The 17,941-nt window shown below is 45.2% G+C and carries 13 protein-coding genes; 6 read left to right on the top strand and 7 right to left on the bottom strand.

Going from position 1 to position 17,941, the window contains the following annotated elements:
* Positions 1-11 precede the first annotated feature (11 nt).
* Complete coding sequence (locus AC3CID_RS03360; RefSeq protein ID WP_488526948.1) at positions 12-1,370, top strand: AmpG family muropeptide MFS transporter; 1,359 nt, start codon at positions 12-14, stop codon at positions 1,368-1,370.
* A gap of 75 nt (positions 1,371-1,445) precedes the next feature.
* Here the strand turns inward: AC3CID_RS03360 and AC3CID_RS03355 are convergent, their stop codons facing one another.
* A complete protein-coding gene (locus AC3CID_RS03355) occupies positions 1,446-2,792 on the bottom strand; it encodes a DUF4397 domain-containing protein (protein WP_488526947.1) in 1,347 nt (448 codons plus the stop codon).
* A 585-nt stretch (positions 2,793-3,377) separates the two neighbouring features.
* Here AC3CID_RS03355 and AC3CID_RS03350 point away from each other — a divergent pair.
* From AC3CID_RS03350 to csdA, 3 genes are all read left to right on the top strand, one after another.
* Positions 3,378-4,169 (top strand): nucleoside-specific channel-forming Tsx family protein, encoded by a 792-nt coding sequence (locus AC3CID_RS03350; RefSeq protein WP_488526946.1) that lies wholly within the window; start codon positions 3,378-3,380, stop codon positions 4,167-4,169.
* Positions 4,170-4,279: 110 nt separating this feature from the next.
* The gene (panE, locus tag AC3CID_RS03345) at positions 4,280-5,173 is read left to right on the top strand and encodes a 2-dehydropantoate 2-reductase (RefSeq protein ID WP_488526945.1); all 894 of its coding nucleotides are present in this window, start codon (positions 4,280-4,282) and stop codon (positions 5,171-5,173) included.
* A gap of 87 nt (positions 5,174-5,260) precedes the next feature.
* Positions 5,261-6,472 carry a cysteine desulfurase CsdA gene (gene csdA, locus AC3CID_RS03340; protein ID WP_488526944.1) on the top strand — a complete coding sequence of 404 codons (1,212 nt, stop codon included), beginning with the start codon at positions 5,261-5,263 and terminating at the stop codon, positions 6,470-6,472.
* A 69-nt stretch (positions 6,473-6,541) separates the two neighbouring features.
* On the opposite strand, the gene csdE is transcribed toward csdA, so the two are convergent.
* The 4 genes from csdE to AC3CID_RS03320 all read right to left on the bottom strand — a co-directional run bounded on the left by csdE (position 6,542) and on the right by AC3CID_RS03320 (position 9,634).
* The gene (gene csdE / locus AC3CID_RS03335) at positions 6,542-6,970 is read right to left on the bottom strand and encodes a cysteine desulfurase sulfur acceptor subunit CsdE (RefSeq protein ID WP_145570622.1); all 429 of its coding nucleotides are present in this window, start codon (positions 6,968-6,970) and stop codon (positions 6,542-6,544) included.
* Between the two features lie 73 nt (positions 6,971-7,043).
* Positions 7,044-7,853 (bottom strand): tRNA cyclic N6-threonylcarbamoyladenosine(37) synthase TcdA, encoded by an 810-nt coding sequence (gene tcdA / locus AC3CID_RS03330; RefSeq protein ID WP_017074198.1) that lies wholly within the window; start codon positions 7,851-7,853, stop codon positions 7,044-7,046.
* A 113-nt stretch (positions 7,854-7,966) separates the two neighbouring features.
* Positions 7,967-9,079, bottom strand: coding sequence for a murein transglycosylase A (mltA, locus tag AC3CID_RS03325; RefSeq protein ID WP_488526943.1), 1,113 nt, complete (start codon positions 9,077-9,079; stop codon positions 7,967-7,969).
* A gap of 81 nt (positions 9,080-9,160) precedes the next feature.
* Positions 9,161-9,634, bottom strand: a complete 474-nt coding sequence (locus AC3CID_RS03320) for a DUF2850 domain-containing protein (protein WP_171308813.1) — start codon at positions 9,632-9,634, stop codon at positions 9,161-9,163.
* A gap of 163 nt (positions 9,635-9,797) precedes the next feature.
* On the opposite strand from AC3CID_RS03320, the gene argA reads away from it, so the two are divergent.
* Both argA and AC3CID_RS03310 read left to right on the top strand, forming a co-directional pair.
* Positions 9,798-11,135 (top strand): amino-acid N-acetyltransferase, encoded by a 1,338-nt coding sequence (gene argA / locus AC3CID_RS03315; protein ID WP_488526942.1) that lies wholly within the window; start codon positions 9,798-9,800, stop codon positions 11,133-11,135.
* 283 nt (positions 11,136-11,418) lie between these two features.
* A complete protein-coding gene (locus AC3CID_RS03310; RefSeq protein ID WP_004735192.1) occupies positions 11,419-11,610 on the top strand; it encodes a hypothetical protein in 192 nt (63 codons plus the stop codon).
* Positions 11,611-11,691: 81 nt separating this feature from the next.
* Here AC3CID_RS03310 and recD read toward each other — a convergent pair whose 3' ends face one another.
* Both recD and recB read right to left on the bottom strand, forming a co-directional pair.
* Positions 11,692-13,908, bottom strand: a complete 2,217-nt coding sequence (gene recD / locus AC3CID_RS03305; protein WP_488526941.1) for an exodeoxyribonuclease V subunit alpha — start codon at positions 13,906-13,908, stop codon at positions 11,692-11,694.
* A complete protein-coding gene (gene recB, locus AC3CID_RS03300; RefSeq protein ID WP_473576915.1) occupies positions 13,908-17,582 on the bottom strand; it encodes an exodeoxyribonuclease V subunit beta in 3,675 nt (1,224 codons plus the stop codon). The genes recD and recB overlap by 1 nt, the downstream gene beginning before the upstream one ends.
* Positions 17,583-17,941 lie beyond the last annotated feature (359 nt).

Genomic DNA, 17,941 nt, shown 5'->3' with positions numbered 1-17,941 from the left:
AAGGACGCCCTATGTCATCAGGCTCTCCCTCTCTTTCTTGGATGCAGACCTTCCGCAGCTATCTAGATAAACGTCTACTCTGGGTGTTTATGTTGGGTTGTTCGAGTGGCTTCCCTTGGGTTCTTATTGGCTCCAACATGTCTGGTTGGTTAAAAGATGCAGGCTTAACCCGTGCTGCTATTGGTTATTTCGGCAGTGTATTCGCTGTCTATGCCATTAACTTTCTATGGGCACCGTTGGTAGACAGAGTAAAATTGCCAATCCTGCACGCCATTCTTGGCCAACGACGCAGTTGGATATTTTTGTGTCAAAGCTTTGTATTAGTGTGCACGCTCTTCATCGCTGGAGTAAATCCAGCCAATGATCTGATGTTCACCTCGATGCTCGCTCTCGGGATCGCAATTGCGTCTGCAACCCAAGATATAGCGATTGATGCCTTCCGTATTGATTCATTCCCTAAATCGGAATCTTCCAAATTACCGCAAGCATCCGCAATGGCCGTGATGGGATGGTGGACTGGATACTCTCTTCCTGGTTACCTCGCATTTATCAATGCCGATACCATCGGTTGGAACGGCGTGTATTATGGCATGGCTGGCGTCGTCATCATTCTGATGCTATTCACCTTATTTGTCGGTGAGCCAACAACACAACGTGAAGCATTACAAAAAGAAGCACAACAGCGCCATAATAAAGTTGTGGGCTCTAAAGTTGTGGCCTGGCTAAGCGTTACAGTGTTGGAACCTTTCTACGATTTCTTTAAGCGAAACGGTGTTCAAGTTGCTATTACGCTTCTGCTGTTCGTATTCCTGTTTAAGATAGGTGAAGCCTTCTTAGGCAGAATGTCGATTCCCTTCTATAAAGAGATCGGCTTTAGCAATGAACAAATCGGCCACTACTCCAAGTTAATTGGTTGGGGTGCAACAATATTCTTCACCTTGCTAGGCAGTGTCTTCAATGTGAAATTTGGCATTGTACGTGGGCTAATGATTGGCGGCGTAGCAATGGCAGCCAGCAACCTAATGTTTGCATGGATTGCTCAAGTAGGACCCAATGAAAACTTATTCTTGGCAACGATTATTGTCGATAACTTCACAACCGCCTTTTCGACAGTGGCATTCGTTTCCTTCTTAACGCTACTGACCGGGCAAGCTTTCTCGGCAACACAATATGCCTTGCTCGCATCCTTGGGGAATTTCGGTCGAACGACGTTGGCCTCCTTCAGTGGCGAGTTGGTCGACTTCCTCAATGATTGGTCAACCTTCTTTATACTAACGTCATTAATGGTGATTCCAAGCTTGATCATGCTCTACTCGTTACGCCACTTTTTCACTGATTTATTAGAGAAAGCCAAAAACAACCACGTATAAGAGTAAAAGAAAACAAAAGAGAAGAGGGTAGCACTGGGCTACCCTCCTTACTTTCTGCCAGCAGATACTTAAACGCTAATCTGTTGTATCACTTACGATTAAGTTAAAGCCAGTTCCCATCGAGTCATCAATCGCGACGACTTGATAAACAACACCGTCAGCCAAAATTGCAGGCGCAGAGTCAATGGCAACAGTAGTTGGGTCTCCTGCTACAGTAATTGTCACGTAGTAAGATCCCGCAGCCACATAAATACCATTCGCGTAATCTTTGAACTTCACATCACTTAGTGCCGGAGTGCTACCAGAGATTCCCACGTTTTCAGTCAAGTAAATATCAACCGAAGCTGCAACTGGGTTTGCCGCCGCATGGGTAATGTTCAATACTGCGCTAGTCGCTACCGGACGACGGTTTTCAGGAACGACAAGTGCTTCCAAGTTCAATGGAGAGACAGTCCCCACTGCATAAATGCTGTAATCCATTCCAGCAAATACAGCCACCCCGTCAGCATCAATCAATGCATTGGTTGTTGTACCATCAGCAAAGATATCAATGTCATAACTCCCGGCAGCTAAATCGAGAAACCCGCGGATCTCCTTAAACATTAAATCAGCAAGTGGAGCAAATGCAGAACCGTTCACAAATGGGTCAACATCCGGTGCACCATCGACTAAATGCCCGACTCTTACTTCTGCAGTTTCTGCCATATCGTAGATTAAAGATGATCCAGTTCCGTCCATCACCATCAGTTTTACCGGTGAAGCGCTATTGGAGTCAGCTCTTGGCACCGCCGCTATGGTTAGCTCACTACCGCCAGACAGAGTGATTTCTCCAGAGTCAAAAGCAATAGCACTGCCACTTACCGTTTCAAGTCTCACACGATATTGTCCTGCGGGAATATTGAGTACGTCAGTAAAGTCTTTATAACCGAGAGTGCCAAGCGGAGCGCCCAATGGATCATTCGGTGCCGTTACGTATAAGTTCACATCTCCAACCCCTGTTGCCGCGTGAACAACTTGCACATCTAAACTTGAACTTGTTGCCGTTCCCTCAGCAGGCCTTGTAACAACTAACGCCTCAACCGGGTTATTAGAACCATCAGCATCGCCGACCACCATTACGGTGTAATCTAGATCACCGCTCAAATCGAATTGGCTTGGCGGAATCACAGTCGCTACTGCGTCACCTGGGAGTTGGGCATCTACTTGCAGGGTGGTTTGACCTTGATCTACTGAGGCATATCCGGATGCTTGAGCATAATCGACACCGCTCCAACGAGCCTGACTATTTACTAAGACATTAGCCAACGGAGCATCTGGCGATGCATGTACAGCTTGTAGTTGAGTTGTTGGTTCATCGTCATCATCACACCCAACAATGAACAGGGCTGACAACGCAACAGCGAGTAATGGTGAATATTTCATCGGTCTTCTCTCCAAAAAAGTTAGACCAGTTCGTCACACAAATGATTAGTCCAATAACTAATCTTTAAAAATTGTCTCAAAATCTAGTGCAGTGAACTGTCTTTAATTCTCCGTGATTCCAAAAGTAGCTAGGTTGAAATTCCTAGTCAGTCATCACATGACTTGTTCATCAATTGATTCCAACATCATTACGCAGTTGGTCAAAAATAGATCAAAGACAAGATTGAGAGGTGGATTTAATGAGTCATTTTTAAAGAGAAAACTATTAGAAAGGAATACTGTTGATTTTGATATGCATGTCACTCTATTTAGTAGAATCGTTTGCTTAGCGCAGTATTTCACCGATTTATCCACAAAATAATCTAATTTCACAAAATCAATAGAAACAGGGGTGCATCAAGATGCATTGCCATCTTAAAGTTCCATCATTTAAATCGTTAGTGTGATCAACCTCACCATAATAATTATAGTTTTCACTCTGTCTCACTTTTATTTGAGAACAAAATCGCTATTATGCTCGGCATTCGGACATACAAACACGCACGGATTAGCGGGTTACTTATTTTAAACATAGAGAGTTCCATTATGCGTAAATCACTTTTAGCTCTTGGCCTAATTGCAGCAACATCTGCTCCAGTAATGGCAGCTGATTATTCTGACGGCGACATCCATAAAAACGACTACAAATGGATGCAGTTCAACCTTATGGGTGCTATTGACGAACTTCCAGGCGAATCAACTCATGATTACCTAGAGATGGAGTTTGGTGGTCGCTCTGGAATCTTCGATCTATACGGTTACGTTGATGTATTCAACCTAACGTCTGATCCAGGCAGTGATAAAAATGGTCAAGAAAAAATCTTCATGAAATTTGCACCACGTATGTCTCTAGATGGCCTAACTGGTAAAGATCTATCTTTCGGTCCAGTTCAAGAGCTTTATGTTTCTACGCTTATGGAATGGGGTGGTAACTCTGGCGTTAACACTCAAAAAGTTGGTCTTGGCTCTGACGTAATGGTTCCTTGGTTAGGCAAGATTGGCTTAAACCTATACGGTACATACGATTCAAACGAAAAAGACTGGAACGGCTACCAAATCTCGACTAACTGGTTCAAACCATTCTACTTCTTCGAGAACGGTTCGTTCATCTCTTACCAAGGTTACATCGATTACCAATTCGGTATGGATGATGATAATAAAGCGCTGAAAACATCAAATGGCGGCGTTATGTTTAACGGCCTTTACTGGCACTCAGACCGTTTTGCTGTTGGTTACGGCCTTAAAGGCTACAAAGACGTTTACGGTCTTAAAGATGACGGCCTAGCAGGTAAAACGACAGGCTTCGGTCACTACGTAGCGGTAACTTACAAGTTCTAATCGAACTTATAAGAAAGTTTCCTAAATGGCACCCTCGGGTGCCATTTTTTATTGCTTTCATTTAATGCCTCGCTATCCTTGCAGCATCACTTTTTTATCTCGGTATAGCTGTGAACATCACCATTGTTGGGCCAGGGGCCATCGGCTCTTTATGGGCAATAAAACTACTTCAAGCTGGTCATAATGTCTCTTTGTGGAGCCGCTCCACTGATAACTCAATAGACTTATCACTTGATGACCAAACTTCGAATCCCTTCAGTAACAACAATATCGAAAAGCTATTAGCGAGTGACTTGGTTATTTTCACGGTCAAAGCTTGGCAAGTAGAAGAAGCCACTACTCCGTTACTTCAATATCTCGACTCTGACACCATTCTTATGTTCATGCATAACGGAATGGGCGCGGTCGACAACATCGCCACTCAAATTGATGCTCATCCAATAGTATTGGCGACCACCACCCAAGCGGCATTCAAACCCAGTCACAACAATGTATCCCACACAGGAATCGGTCAAACACAATTGGGGGCTTTTAACCTCAAGGGTCAACAGTGCACTTTTTTAGTTGATGTGTTGGAACATGCCTTGCCTGCCGTGAGTTGGAATCCTGAGATAAAAACAGCGCTATGGACTAAGCTCGCCATCAATTGTGCCATCAACCCACTCACTGGGCTGGAACAAATCAAAAACGGAGAGCTTGCTGACCAAAGATTTAGCGAAGTTTTGAATTCTATAATTAAAGAACTCACGCAAGTGATGATGGCTGAAGGTATTACTTGTTCATTCGACGAATTAGAGACAAGCGTCAAACAGGTTATCCAAGCCACGGCAAAGAACAATTCCTCAATGAAGCAAGATATGTTTTACCAACGAAAGACAGAGATAAACTTCATTACCGGACACCTTATAAAGACAGCACTTAAGCATCAGATAGAGGTTCCCGTTAACCAAAAGCTGTTTGCTCAAGTCAAAGAACGAGAAAATAGCTGGAATCATCAAGATTAGTCAGCAACGGTTAACAAGTCGCGATAAAATAACGATACCGCTAAGCATAACGCTAGCACCAATTTCCAAGATTTTAGGTAAGAATAGATGCTTGATATCAATCACATCCGAGAGCAGTTCCCTGCGTTATCACAAACCATCAATCAACAACCGTTGGTTTACTTAGACAGCGCGGCAACGACACAAAAACCTCAGGTGGTTATTGATGCCATTAGCCAATATTACTCCAAACAAAATGCCAATGTTCACCGTGGTAGTCATAGCTTAACAGCGAACGCGACCAGTCAGTTTGAAGCGGCAAGAGATAAGGTCGCTCAGTTTATTGGTGCAAGATCTTCAAAAGAGATCATCTGGACTCGCGGTGCAACCGAAGCGCTCAACTTGGTCGCTCAAACCTATGCAAGAAGTACGCTTCAACCAGGCGATGAGATCTTGGTTAGCGAAATGGAACATCACGCCAACATTGTGCCTTGGCAAATTGTGGCAGAACAAACCGGGGCTAAAGTCGTTAAAGTGCCGATGAGATCGGATTGCGAATTTGACCTAGTCGCGTTTGATACGCTTTTAAATGAACAAACCAAGATTGTTGCATTAGCTCAGATAACCAACGTGACGGGTTCTCGTCAGCCAATTGAAGCTGTCATAGAAAAAGCACACAAGATGAATGCGATTGTGGTTATTGATGGCGCGCAAGGCATCGTACACGAGCCCGTTGATGTAGCTGCTTTAGGCGCGGATTTCTACGTATTTTCAGGGCACAAACTCTACGCTCCTGCGGGTATCGGTGTACTTTATGGCAAACTTGAATTGCTCGAAGCGATGCCTCCATGGCATGGTGGTGGCAAAATGGTTGAGCGCGTCTCTTTTTCTGGCACTACTTTTTCTGAACTGCCTGGTAAGTTCGAAGCCGGAACACCAAATGTAGCCGGCGCGATAGCATTAAGCACTGCAATAGAATGGTTGAGTGGTTTTGCACAGCAATATGTCGAAAATCATATCCACCAGCTTCAGCACGAAACCTACCGTGCACTCAGTAAACTGGATGATATTCAGGTTTTGGGGTATCAGCCCAACGCAAGCGTGATTACTTTTGTGATGGATGGTGTTCACCATCAAGACATTGCGACACTGTTAGATCAACAAGGTATCGCGGTACGCGCAGGACATCATTGTGCTCATCCATTAATGGATGCGCTTAATGTGAAAGGAACGGTACGAATTTCATTTGGGATTTACAACAACATGGATGAGGTTGAAAAACTGATTGCTGCAGTAGAGAAAGCAGTAGATATGCTGTAGCGAGTAGCAAAATTGTTTAGGGTTGGCGTTCTTCGTCAACCCTTTTTATATTTGCTTGTTCGTAATGGACTACGCACTTAGCTCTTGGATTTGAGCAACAATCGCTTTTAAACCATTACCGCGAGATGGGCTCAAGTGTGTGATTAGACCGATTTTTTCAAAGTAGTCGTCAATATCGAACGCTTGAATCTGCTCTGATGTTTTGCCGTCATACGCAGCCATCACTAATGCAATCAGACCGCGCACGATACGAGCATCAGAATCAGCACAAAAATACCAAACACCGTCGATGTTCTGAGAAACTAGCCAGACTTGGCTTTCACAACCAGAAACTACAACCTGCTCACTCTTCAGCTCATCAGGCATGCTAGGTAATTTCTTACCCCATTGAATCACTTGGCGATAACGGTCTTCCCAACCGCTGAATGTCTGCATTTTTGCGACAATATCATCACTGGTAATTTCAGTACCAAATGGAGAGCTTGGGAATGACATCATTTTAATATCCAATAGATTATGACTAAATGTACAGGTGACAATGGTTTAGTGTTGTTAAGCAAATAATAGAGAACTACTTAGAGTGCTTTTGAATGATCTTTTCTACGATACGAGAAACAGCCACAAAGCCAAAAGTCGCGGTTACAACCGTTGCTGCACCGAAACCCGTCGCACAGTCCATGCGTTTTGGCCCTTCTGCAGTCGCTTTCGCAGCACATACACTGCCGTCAGCTTGAGGGTATTTAAGTTGCTCAGTAGAGAACACACAATCAATACCAAATTTACGATCTGGGTTCTTAGGAAAATTGTGGTGACGACGTAAAGTATCTTTAAGCTTCTTCGCTAGCGGATCTTGAATTGTCTTAGTCAGATCGGCGACTTTAATTTGAGTTGGGTCGACTTGCCCACCCGCGCCACCCGTGGTGATCACTTTGATTTTGTTACTACGACAATACGCCAACAACGAAGCCTTGGCTTTCATGCTATCAATCGCATCTAACACAAAATCGAACTCTTTCGACAAGTACTCAGCCTGATTGTCAGGGCCAATGAAATCATCAATCAAGTTAACTTTACACTCAGGGTTAATCAGCTTAACGCGCTCAGCCATCACTTCGATTTTGCTTTTGCCAACGGTACCCGACATTGCGTGTATTTGACGGTTGATGTTAGTCACACACACATCATCCATATCGATCAAAGTCAGCTCACCTAAACCGGTACGAGCAAGCGCTTCAACAGCCCATGAACCTACGCCACCAATACCGATCACGCACACGTGCGCTGCTCTAAGTATGTCGACTTCACTATTGCCATATAGGCGGCGAGTACCACCAAATCGTTGGTCATAGTTTTCTGAAGCTGGTGTGGTCAATTCACGCATTATTGCCGCCAATTTATTTCTGAGAAAAAGAAAAGAGTGCGTTTTATACGCACTCTTGAATTAAAAGTCTAGGGGATTAGCGATTCGCTTTCAATGCCCTATTTTATTGTTGTTTACTCGACCTTTTCAGGAGGCAAAGCCCAAGGTGCTTCGGTTGCACTGCCATCTAAGCCAAGCTTCCATACACGACCAAAATGCTTGTAATGACCCGCTTCAGTTCCCGCTCTTGGCCCCATTCCGTGGTAGAGATCCAAATGGTTCTGCTTAACTGCGCCACCGGTATCCAAAACCAGTAACAGTCTTAGCTGGTGCGCACCGCTCCAAGTACCGTCTGCATTCAGTAATGGAACCTCAGCCAGAATTGGCGTCCCCATTGGCAAGATAGAGCGATCGCCCGCTACCGCCGCCATAGGTAAGAGAGGAATGCCCGCGCTGCCCATTACTGATAGATCGTCTCTCGCTTCAAAAAACACGAATGATGGGTTTTGCTCAAGCAGCTCTTTGACCACTTCGGGATCGTTTGCCAATACCCACTCTTTGATTGCTTTTAGGGACATTTTTTCGCGTGGAACTAAGCCTCGCTCGATTAAAACACGGCCAATGCTCACGTAAGCTTTATTGTTCTTACCCGCGTATGCGAAATACTGCAACGTATCGTCATCACCGAAATGCACGAATCCACTGCCCTGTACTTCCATCATAAATGGGTCGATACGGTTTGCAGAGTAACCTAACTCAAGGCCCTGGCCTTCTAATGCACCGTTGTAGATCTCTTCGCGGGTTGGACACTCTTTATCGCACTCTGGAAGTCCATAAACAGGGAAATGGTATTCTTCACTGGCTTCGTGGCGTAGCTCCATTACGGGAGAAAAGTACCCCGTGAACAAAACGTTGCCTTGCTTATCACCACCACCCAATTGAGCAGTTTGAACGCCAAAGTTAGCGAGATCGCTTGGGTCTCCACTTTGCATCGCCCACTCATTGAGTTGCTGATAAAGCGGCTCATAGATTTTAGCCATCGAAGGGGATTTAGAAACCACCATTTCAGCTTGCTCTGCAAATGCGGTGTAGTCTCTTGGTTTATTGGATTCAACCTGATCGACCTTATTTAAGGTGCGGGGAAATTCGTCATCAAGGTGTTGTTGAGCAAGATCAGTCGGTTGAGCACAGCCAAATAAGAAAGAGGCAGCGACAAGGGGAAGCCATTTTTTAATCACAAGAGTCATCCTAAAAATTCTATGCATCGAGGATGACAAAAACAGCCAGATAACACAATCGTAGATTGTAAGAGTTTACAATAAGATAACCTATCGGACTGAGTTCTCGATATGACCTTTAAGGCGGAAGACGGGATTGTAGTGATTATCAGAATCGAGCACCATTTCTGTGTTGTCAGAATTGGTCATGCGGAAGCGATAGGTTTTATCACCCGCTTTATATTCGAAGTAGTTACCATCAAAGTCAAAACTCGTCGAAACAACAGACCCACGCACTGACACGCCATTAGCGTTTAGTCGAAACTCGTCCGTCGCATAATGTGCAACGTCCTGCTCTACCCACGTACCGTATATCAGATGGTCGGGCGTCGCCGCATCTTGTACTCGGGAAAGCACATCATCGAACAAGGAAACCACAGCAAACGATCCCACCAAAGCTAAAACCATTAAACAACGTTCAATAATCTTACGCTTCAACTTAGATTGATTGCGTTGCTCAGCTTCACTGTAGAGGCTTTGGGTAATCTCATCGATCTTGTTCTTTGTTGCTGGAGCTTGTTGCATTCGGTTACGACTCATAAAGATGCTATGTGCATTCTACACTGAGACAGTTTACATAATGAACCCTAGATGAGAATAGTTTGCGCTTTATTCCAAAAAAGGTGTTGTTTACATTTGAATTTAAATGCTAAATTAGCGAATAAATAAACACAAGTGGACTTGTTCTGTGAAATTAAGAAGTACAGCGCTAGTAAAAGGTTTCAGACAATCAACCCCTTACGTAAATGCTCACCGTGGAAAAACCATGGTTATTATGCTTGGTGGCGAAGCCGTTGCCGATAGAAACTTTGGCAACATAATTAGCGATATAGCCTTACTCCACAGCCTTGGGGTAAAGATTGTTCTCGTTCACGGAGCAAGACCACAGATCAACCAGCTATTAGCAAGGCAAGATTGCCACACGCCTTACCATAAGAATATTAGAGTTACTGACGAATATTCTTTAGGTGTCGCGATGCAGGCTGCTGGTCAACTACAACTAGCCATCACAGCTCGACTTTCAATGAGCCTAAACAACACCCCGATGGCAGGCACTCAACTCAATGTGATGAGTGGTAACTTCATTACCGCTCAGCCGCTAGGTGTCGATGATGGTACGGATTATTGCCACAGCGGACGTATTCGTCGAATAGACATCGAAGGGATTAATCGCACACTTGACCAAGGTTCCATCGTTCTTCTTGGGCCTATTGCTAGCTCCGTGACTGGCGAAAGCTTTAACCTGCTTTCTGAAGAGGTCGCAACCCAAGTTGCTATTCGTTTAAAGGCCGACAAGCTGATTGGTTTTTGCTCAGAGCAAGGGGTAACCGATGAAAGCGGTGATGTACTCGCCGAACTTTTCCCTAAAGACGCCAAGCAAATTCTAGAACGCTTAACGGAATCTCAGAACCCTAAAGAAGATATGAGCACTGGTACATTACGCTTCTTAAAAGGTGCTATCTCTGCTTGTCGTGCTGGGGTACCTCGTTGCCATCTAATTAGCTACAAAGTGGATGGCGCATTAATCCAAGAGCTATTCTCTTTTGATGGTATTGGCACCCAGGTGGTCATGGCAAGTGCCGAGCAAGTAAGACAAGCTCAGATTGATGATATCGGTGGCATCTTTGACCTCATTCGTCCACTGGAAGAACAAGGCATCTTAGTCCGCCGTTCAAGAGAGCAGTTAGAGCAAGAGATCTATCGCTTTACCATTATCGAAAAAGACGGCCTAATTATTGGTTGCGCTGCGCTATACGCGTATCCAGAAGACCACATGGCAGAGATGGCCTGTGTTGCTATCCACCCAGACTATCGCGATGGAAACCGTGGACAGTTACTGCTGGATTACATGCGCCACCAATCAAAATCTCGTGATATCGACCAGATCTTTGTCCTTACTACGCACAGCCTTCACTGGTTCCGTGAGCAGGGGTTTTACGAGATAGGCGTGGACGAGTTACCGATGGAAAAACAAGGGCTATACAACTATCAGAGAAACTCAAAAATCTTAGCGCTAAACGTATAAATAAAGTTTTGGAGCGAAATCTCAATTTAATAGAAAAATAATTGCAAATGTAATCGTTTACTATATGAGATTTATCAAATATGCACTTTCACTCACACGAATAATTGTATAGAATTTAGGCGCTTTATAATATTAACAAAAGTTTTTATTGGAATTGCCATCTCGATAGTCATATCGAACTCATTGAGATGGTCACTGCACGGATTGCTATACCCGTTGACGGTCAGCACGCTAACTATTAGCTCTGCTCGTTAATATAAACAGCAAAAAGAGCAACATTGATATGAGAACCATTGTTTGTAACTCGCTGCAAAGTTTTTGGGATATGGCTGATAACCAATTCTTAGAAGGGCTAGACGTACACTGCGTGTTCCCTGTTAGCGAGAATCTAAAAGAGTTTATTTTGAATTGCCAAGCAAAGTACAAGATAAACCATATATCGTTTACTCGAGCGTTTTTAAGCAAAGAGTCTTAATAACGTTCAAAGCAACCAGGGATGGTTGCTTTGTGTTTATCTAGCTCTAAGTTCAAGCCCTTTTCTAGCGGCCATTAACGACTAATTCGTTAAGCGACTGCCTAAACCACTCACTCGCTCTGTTTTCACCTTAATCCCACGCTTCAACACATTTGTGTCGCTGAACATCATCAGTCGTTTCTTAGCACGCGTAATCCCTGTATAGATAAGCTCGCGCGTTAAAATGGGGCTGAAATCTGGCGGTAAGATCATTAAGGTCAAATCAAATTCACTGCCTTGAGATTTGTGTATCGTCATCGCATAAGCGGTCTCATGATCGGGGACTCGGCTTGGAAGCACGGCTTTCACACTGCCATCGGGCAACTCAAAGTACACCTTCAATCGAGGGACTGAGTTATCGTCAGTTGCAGAAGAGCGACTTGCATCAGCTTCAAACATACAGATACCAATATCACCATTGTATAAGCCCAAGCCATGATCATTGCGCGTTACCATCACTGGTCGCCCGTGATACCAGAGTTCATCATTGTGCGGATTCACCAAGCGTCTTGCAGCAAGTGCCCTTTCGATTCTTTGGTTGAGGCCCTTAACACCAAAATCCCCTTCACGAATAGAACACAGTAATCGGCACTGGCTAAACAGGTCGAGAACCGATTTTGCGCGTGATTCTTGAGTCTCTAGCTCTTCAAGCGGTACATTCATTCTATTGAGGTATCCACCATATTCATTGACCAAAGTTCGCAACATCAAGTTATAGCTGTCACTCGACAGGGGATGGTTTTCGATATCCTCAAATCCTTTGGCAAACACTTGGTCGACCTGATTTGCAGAGCCGTTATTGATTGCTTTTGCCAACTGCCCAATACCAGAACGCGCGTCGAAGCGGTAACTCTTCTGCAGCATACACAAACTATCTGCAATCGCAGGCGGATTCACCGCTCCAGCTTTGTCTTGTCTTGGTTTAGCTATCGCATCAAAGCCTGTCATCTCCGCAATCAAATTGCCTTGCGCTGAACTATACCCGACAGAGTTGAATGAACAGATATCACCGAGCACAGCACCTGCCTCTACTGAAGCGAGTTGGTCTTTATCACCCAATAAGATGAGCCTTGCGTGCTCAGGAAGCGCATCCACCAGCTTATACATCATAGATAGATCGACCATCGATGCCTCATCCACCACCAAGATATCAAGGTGAAGTGGATTACGTCGGTTATGTCTAAATTCCGCTCGATTAGGAATCGCGCCGAGTAACCTATGTAAAGTACTGGATTCAGTCGGTATGTTGGCCTTTACTTCAGGCGCTAATGGCAGCTGCTCAATCGCTTTACCAATCGACTCAGTTAAACGTGCTGCCGCTTTACCTGTCGGTGCCACTAGCTTGATCGTCGGTGTTTTACCTTGGCTTAGCGATTGCTCGACCATAGCCGAAAGCAACTTAGTTACCGTGGTCGTTTTACCAGTACCCGGCCCACCAGAAATCACAGCAAAACGACGACTTAACGCCACCGCTGCCGCCACTTTTTGCCAGTTCAAACATGCAGATAACGGCACCAAACCGTCTAGAACATCTAAGTCAGTTACCTGCTTAGCTTGGACAATCGCTTGGTCGATTGCACCCCAATTCAGAGATTGCTCATCGACGATATCAAGATGATCACACACCAGCTGTTGGCGTAATACCTGAGACGTTTGTTGGTTTGCTTCAGCCTTGGCTAAGGCATTAAACAGAAAATGGTAACTGCGTGCGAATAACTGATTCAACGTTTCGGTTAGCGCTTTTTTCTGTTCAATATTGAACTCTACCGGCTTACTTAAACGGTTTAAGGTGTCAGCCAGCACAACTTCGTAGTTCCAATAACGCTGTAAGTAGACACGCTGCCCATCAAACATCAGCGGCTTAACACAGTCATTGGTTGTACCTACTAGGTTTGACGATTGAAGTACCGCCACCCAATCAATCCCCAACAATTTTAGGTTCAGTTGCAGCGCCGTTTCACCGTACAAACCGAGTAACTGAGCTAGATCTGTCGTTAGTTCAGGGCCTGCCGTTTGAGCTTGTATAAGCTGAGTACAAATATGCCCCTTGCCTAATTCATGGCTCACGACCCCAGCAAGAAAGCCGAGTTCTTGAGAATGACTCGTCGCTTGCTGAGTAATAAAACGGGCAAATTGATAATCCAATTGGCGAATCGAACCCTTATCCGCAAGGAACTTCAATACATCCATGAGCTGATCAGGGATAAGTGAAACTGGCTTTACAGGGTTTGTCGTATCAATCGTGGTCGTTGTTGTCATTATAGAAGCCCCATCTGTCCAGTTTCATTGTCATTCAATTGTGCTGAACGTCTGTCTATCACTTTACCGTCAATCAATTGATCCATTTCATCGAGCAAAGCCAATGTAGGTTTCGCCGAGAAAATACCTTGTTGAGATTGGCCGTCCATTCCTCTTAAAAACAAGTAATAAACGCCACCGAAATGTTGTTCATAGCTGTAACCTGCTACGCGGCTGCGTAAGAAGCGGTGCAATGCCAACGCATAGATTTGATATTGCAGATCGTAGCGGTGGTCGGCCATCGCCGATTTCAATGCCTCACCATGGTAGACGGCAACGTCATCACCTAAATGGTTCGATTTCCAGTCAAGTACATAGTATTTACCTTGATGCTCAAACACTAAATCGATAAAGCCTTTCAGCATGCCTTGTACAGTTTGGAAGCCGAGATCACCCGCTTTAGCCGATAGCGGATCATGATATTGAATGGTTTGATTGAGCTCAGATGCGGCCAACACTTCGATCGGTAACAAGAACTCCATTTCGACTAATCGTTGAGTTGAGTCTTTCTCACTCAGCTTTAAGTTCTTTCCATCTAATGCGGTGTTTAGCACCGTATCAACAAGCTGTTGCAGCACCGGTAACCATTCGAGTTCGTATTGCTCTGACTCTAACAAGTGAGTGATTACTTGCGTGTTATGGTCACTGGTTGCTGGCTCGGTAAATTCAACATCCTCAAACAAGGTATGTAAGAAGGTACCTGGGCGAGCACCGCGAGGGAACGTGAATATAGAACGTTCCGGTTCAATCAGTTCCGACTCATCTTGCTCATCGGCTGAATCAATATCGAAACCAGACACCTCAATCGTAGCGTCATGGCTTGCTCCATGACTGCCTTGTTTTACAAGCCCCGAGTAACTGGTGATACGCCAAGCTCGGTCAATTGAAGCCTTCAGTTCGCTAGCCTGTAAGTCGTCACTCACTTGTTCTGCCTGAACAAACACTTGCTCGTGAGCGGTTGGTGTTTCAGACAGTAATACGCTTGAATTCTTACCCTCAATCGCTGATAGAGCTTGATGTAACTCGGCGATGCCTTGCTCTTGTCCATTTTGAACCAAATAGCCCATGGCACTCAAATGTACACCGGTCGGCTCTTTGGTTGAGCGGCCTTTACGTAGCGGTGCCATGCCAATGAAACAACCGTATACAGCACGAGTAAGTGCTACGTAAATTAAACGTAAGTCTTCCGCCAATCGTTCTTTATCAGCTTGTGCTAAGGCACTGTCGCTACCGGTAATATCAAGCACTGTGGTATCTGACTCGTGATCGTAGAACTTGCCTTCACTCGCTTCACGGTAACTCGCGACAAACGGCAAAAATACGAGGTCATACTCCAAGCCTTTCGACTTATGAATGGTAACGATTTGAACCAAGTTTCTCTCTGATTCAAGGCGTTGAATGTCGTCATCACTACCGCCTAAACCATTTTGTGCATCTGATATCGCTTCTGCCAACCAACGCAACAAGCCATAGTCACTGTCGAGCTCTTGTCTTGCTTGTTGCAACAATTCGCCAATGTGCATCAAATCAGTGAGTGAGCGCTCACCATTTTCTTCTTCCAGTAAACGTTCCGCGAGATGTCGTTTACTGATCACGCTGCGAAGCATTGGTAGCACGCCACGTTGCAACCACAACTTACGATATTCTCGAAATTCGTTAACGACATTTTCCCAAACCACTTCATCGTTGTTGAGTTCATCCAATGAGGCGGCATCCAGAGCAAACAACTCCGACGCTAAACTCGCACGCAATGCACGGTCATTTTCTGGCGTCAGCACCGCTTGCAGTAAGCGTTGAATATCTTGCGCGACCAAACTGGTGAACACGCTATCTCGGTTAGATAAGTACACGCTCGCAATGCCTTGCTCAGACAGCGCATTCTTAATCAGACGACCTTCACTACCGGTTCGAACCAAGACAGCAATATCACCCGCATTCACGGCATGTTGTTTTTTGCCGTTATCAAAATAGGCTTGTTCGTTTTGAGAAGCCGTCAGAATAGTTTGAACTTGACTCGCCGTCGCCTCGGCCATGGCTTTGTGATATTCGCCTTTTGGTAAGGGCTTATCTTCAGCATCTTGCAGCCAAAAGGTAAGTGCGTGCTGAGTTTCTCCGTTCATTACCCATTGGCGTTTATCAGCCGATGGGCTGGCTGCGACAGGCAAAAATGGAATGTCTTGGTCGTAGATAAACGGGCTATCCGAATTCATAAACACTTGGTTTACCGCGCTGACCATATCAGCACTCGAACGCCAGTTAGTCCCTAAAGTGTAGTGAGCACTAACTTGGTTTCTCGCCTTGATATAGGTAAAGATATCCGCGCCACGGAAGCCATAAATAGCCTGCTTCGGGTCACCGATCATAAACAGACCACACTGCGGGTTATCGAGATAAATTCGGCTGAAAATACTGTACTGCAGCGGATCGGTATCTTGGAATTCATCGATCATCGCCACTGGGTATAAGGTACGAATTCTTTCCACCAGCAGTGATTGCTCATCCACATCAATCGATGCAGATAACTGAGTCAGCAAGTCATCAAACGATAGCCACTGTTTCTGCTGTTTAGCCTTGGCTAACATGGTTCGACAATGAGTAATCGCATGTGCCAACAATGGGGCTTTCAGATCTGCTGGAGAATTTAAGAAGTCCTCAATCGCTTCGAAAACTGCGTGCTGAGGTGCAGTACCTTTCGGCGTTTTTTCAATTAGAGTGGCTTGTGAGAACTTCTCTAGTTTATCTGGAAACTGGTAATCATGAGTGTCGCTCTGCGCCCATGCTGTGACGGCTTCTAACCAAGTAGGCAGAGACTTCTTGGTGTAGCTGCGTTTGTTCACATCTGAACCTGAAATCAAAGCCAAAAAGTCCGCTTCGGATTCGCACCACAACGTCTTAAGTTGCTTCACTTTATCTAGGTTTTGGTTGTGTAGCGTTTGTAAGTCGCCCGACATCGCATCTACGGTCAGCTTCAGCGGAGATCCTGTCAGGTAGCGATTTACGTCAGCCAATAACGAAGCGGGAGAGCCCCAAATATTTCGCACTTCACCAGCCAGTTGAATTGGCAGCGGGTAGAACTGCTTACGCCAATAGTCGGCAACCACTTGTGCTTTCAGATGGCTTTCATCGGTCACAAATTCATTATCAAAACGGCTTCCAGACTCGAAGGCATTCTGAGTCAACATTCTCTGACAGAAACCGTGAATGGTGTAAACCGCAGCCTCATCCATTTGCCTTTCAGCATTGAGCAGAGTTTTCGCAGCGCCAGCATGATCATCGATAGCTTGTAATAAAGGAGCAATCACTGGGTCGTCACTTTGTCCACGAGCAAACGCAATACGTGCATCATGGATTCGAGCGCGGATACGATCGCGTAGCTCTGCCGTTGCGGCTTCAGTAAAGGTCACCACCAGAATTTGGTCTACAGTAAGCTCCTCATGGTGTCGAGTAGCTTCAGTCAGATCACCTTGCGGCGCAGCGGTACCGTGCCCAAGCAGTAGGCGCAAATACAAGCCAGCGATGGTAAATGTTTTACCCGTACCCGCTGATGCTTCAATTAAACGCGCGCCATGAAGTGGAAACGTCATGGTATCAAGTGTTTGTGGAACGATTACCTGAGCACTGCTTGTGGTCGTCATGCCTTACTGCCTTCTGATAAATTAGTCTGTTACAAATGTGACCTAGCGTAGAAAACGTCATGCAATTTACGTCCTACGCCAATTTGTTAATAGTTAGTGCGATCTCTCTCACGGATCAATTCAGATCGCCTCGCTACTATGCGCCCACGAGTTCAGGAGCGCCTACGAGTTTTATACTCATGCGTTACTTTGAACCACTGAATAATGGTCCCTCTGACCTGTGGCCGTACAGCGAACGCCCTACACTAATAATGATTTACTGGCGGCCACTTTATTTCCTGTACCCTGACTTTCCGCAAATCACTATCTATCGCTTTTACTAAGCTTATACCTCGATTACCTCTAACCTTTTGATAAGC

The organism is Vibrio sp. QJM3NY_21, assembly GCF_057785975.1.
The sequence above is the reverse complement of the archived record's forward strand: the minus strand, read 5'-3'. Positions and strand labels throughout refer to the sequence as shown.

Bases quoted from the DNA above. Each gene is read 5' to 3' on its own strand.
- AC3CID_RS03320 (WP_171308813.1), bottom strand. From the start codon at position 9,634: ATGCAACAAGCTCCAGCAACAAAGAACAAGATCGATGAGATTACCCAA.
- AC3CID_RS03310 (WP_004735192.1), top strand. From the start codon at position 11,419: ATGAGAACCATTGTTTGTAACTCGCTGCAAAGTTTTTGGGATATGGCT.
- csdE (WP_145570622.1), bottom strand. From the start codon at position 6,970: ATGATGTCATTCCCAAGCTCTCCATTTGGTACTGAAATTACCAGTGAT.
- AC3CID_RS03355 (WP_488526947.1), bottom strand. From the start codon at position 2,792: ATGAAATATTCACCATTACTCGCTGTTGCGTTGTCAGCCCTGTTCATT.
- AC3CID_RS03350 (WP_488526946.1), top strand. From the start codon at position 3,378: ATGCGTAAATCACTTTTAGCTCTTGGCCTAATTGCAGCAACATCTGCT.
- tcdA (WP_017074198.1), bottom strand. From the start codon at position 7,853: ATGCGTGAATTGACCACACCAGCTTCAGAAAACTATGACCAACGATTT.
- csdA (WP_488526944.1), top strand. From the start codon at position 5,261: ATGCTTGATATCAATCACATCCGAGAGCAGTTCCCTGCGTTATCACAA.
- AC3CID_RS03360 (WP_488526948.1), top strand. From the start codon at position 12: ATGTCATCAGGCTCTCCCTCTCTTTCTTGGATGCAGACCTTCCGCAGC.
- recB (WP_473576915.1), bottom strand. From the start codon at position 17,582: ATGACGACCACAAGCAGTGCTCAGGTAATCGTTCCACAAACACTTGAT.
- recD (WP_488526941.1), bottom strand. From the start codon at position 13,908: ATGACAACAACGACCACGATTGATACGACAAACCCTGTAAAGCCAGTT.
- mltA (WP_488526943.1), bottom strand. From the start codon at position 9,079: ATGACTCTTGTGATTAAAAAATGGCTTCCCCTTGTCGCTGCCTCTTTC.